Raw genomic sequence first — 1,474 nt, forward strand, 5'->3', positions numbered from 1 at the left:
TTCAACGTCGCGTTGATGTCGTAGCGGCGCCGAAAATCGCTGACGAGCCAGTCGATCGCGGCGAAGAGCCCGAGGTCGTCGAGAATGGGCGGCCGCAGGCCCGCCGCGATACGACGCACCGAAGCGATGATCGTATCGATCTGCCCCTGCATGGCCTGCGTCTGGGAGACGGGATGGCGTGCGAAGCCGGCTGCGTCGACATCCGTGTCGAGCGCAGCCAGTTGCATCTTGAGTGCGGCAAGTTGTTGCCCAAGATCGTCATGCAATTCCCGCGCGATATCTGTCCGCTCGTTTTCCCGGGCGGTCTGAACGTGAGTCGACAGCTCGCGGGCATGCTGGAGTTCCGCGAGGCGCAACTTATCGGTCATGTCGCGCGTTACCTTGGCAAAGCCACGCAACGTGCCGTTTGCGTCACGTACGGCTGTGATCACGACATTTGCCCAGAACCGGGATTCGTCTTTGCGAACTCGCCATCCTTCGTCTTCGATATGCCCCTTTTCGATCGCCAGCGCGAGCTGTGCTTCCGGCTTGCCCGCTGCGACATCCTCCGGCGGATAAAAGACCGAAAAGTGCCGGCCTATGATTTCGTCCGCTTCATAGCCTTTGATCCGTTTCGCACCGTTGTTCCAGGTGGTGACGTTTCCGGCGGGGTCGAGAAGAAAGATCGCATAGTCTTCCACTGTTTCGACCAGCAAACGGAAATGCTCGTCGCTCAGCAGGCGGCCGATAGAGGAGCGAGCCGGCACAGCTTCGCGCCGGTCGTCGGCCGGCCGTTGACGCGAAGACTTATCGCGACTTTGCATGCGGTCTGTCTCACTGACTGGGAAGGGGATCTCGTGGCGTTCGGCGAATCATGTCGGCGCTCGCCCGGCGCATGAATCCCAGTCTAGCCGACCCGACAGGCGCCGTCACCTTCCCGCCCTTGACGACCGTAAGCGACACTGTCGAAAGCTCGGCGAATGGTGCAATGGCGTCGTTCGCGACGTCGTCACTCAGTGAGGCGTTTGTGTGTCGAGCTTTTCGCTCGCTGCTTCGGCCTGCAGTTCTCCTTTTGGGGCGGGGACTAGCAGAACCGGGCAGCATGAGGTGCGCAGGAAGTGCTCGCCGACGCTGCCAAGCGCGAGCCGCCGCCCGTGCGTTCCTATCACCACGAGGGTCCGCACCAAATTCCTGGGCGCTCTTGAGGATGCGGTGCGCGATGTCGTCACGGGTCAACTCGACCTCGACTACCCGCGGCGCACCCCGCACGCCGGCCTGGTGCATGCGCACCGAGGCGTCGGCGTCGAGTGCGGCGCTTTCCTTCACGAATGCATCGCGGGTGTTGACGTAAAACGCAGCGCTCGCATCGCCGCCGCTGACGGGCGGCAAGTCGATCACGAAAAGGGGCTGAAGCTCTGCGCCGCTTTCGCGGGCGATTTTCAGCGCCTCGTCGAGCGCGTGGCTCGCGATCGGGCTGCCATCGATGGGAGCAAGA

2 protein-coding genes are annotated in these 1,474 nt (G+C 62.7%); both read right to left on the bottom strand.

The features are described from left to right. The coding region (locus AWB68_RS44845) for a PAS domain-containing sensor histidine kinase (RefSeq protein WP_087650446.1) at window positions 1-803 on the bottom strand (803 nt) is incomplete at its 3' end. A gap of 10 nt (window positions 804-813) precedes the next feature. Then, the coding region (locus tag AWB68_RS51950) for a universal stress protein (RefSeq protein ID WP_445344370.1) at window positions 814-1,474 on the bottom strand (661 nt) is incomplete at its 5' end.

This window comes from Caballeronia choica, from assembly GCF_001544535.1.
GTDB classification, from domain to species: domain Bacteria; phylum Pseudomonadota; class Gammaproteobacteria; order Burkholderiales; family Burkholderiaceae; genus Caballeronia; species Caballeronia choica.